Source organism: Mycobacterium sp. E2238, from assembly GCF_001672665.1.
Classification (GTDB): domain Bacteria; phylum Actinomycetota; class Actinomycetes; order Mycobacteriales; family Mycobacteriaceae; genus Mycobacterium.
Map to the genome: position 1 here is coordinate 1 of NZ_LZKF01000049.1, position 595 is coordinate 595.

A 595-nucleotide genomic window follows, 5' to 3' on the forward strand; every position below is an offset into this window, starting at 1 on the left:
TGCTGCTCTCCGACGGCAAGGAGAACAAGCCGTCCAACCCCAGCGATCCGCATGACGGGGTGTACACCGCGGCGCGGCTGGCGCGCGACGAGGGAGTGCCCATCTCGACGATCTCGTTCGGCACCAAGACCGGCGAGATCGAGATGGACGGGCAGCGGGTCGCCGTCCCCGTCGCGACGGATCAGATGAAGATGATCGCCAAGCTGTCCGGCGGGCAGTCCTACACGGCCGGCAACGTCGCCGAGCTTTCCAAGAGCTACAACGCGATCGAGAAGGACATCGGCTACCGCACGGTGCCGGGGCCGGGCAGCGCCGGGTGGTTGCGCCTGGGCGTCATCACCGCCCTGATCGCGACGGCGCTGGCGCTGCTGATCAACCGGCGGCTCCCGGTCTGATCGCTCAGGAGGGCAGCCGGCGGTTGAGGAACAAGCCGGCCAGGATGGCGCCGGCCATCGCGACGGCCCCCAGCAGCATCCACGCCAGGCTGGCGTCGCCCTTGACGGTCTCGTAGCCGATCTGGCGCTGCCCGGCCCCGGCACCGTGCGGTAGCCGATGTCCTTCTCGATCGCGTTGTAGCTCTTGGAAAGCTCGGCGA

Annotated in this window: 2 pseudogenes; one reads left to right on the forward strand and one right to left on the reverse strand. The window is 68.7% G+C overall.

What is annotated here, in order from left to right:
- Positions 1-395 (forward strand): annotated as a pseudogene (locus tag A5711_RS03890) (hypothetical protein); the annotation flags it as partial.
- A 4-nt stretch (positions 396-399) separates the two neighbouring features.
- Here A5711_RS03890 and A5711_RS03895 read toward each other — a convergent pair.
- Positions 400-595 (reverse strand): annotated as a pseudogene (locus A5711_RS03895) (hypothetical protein); the annotation flags it as partial.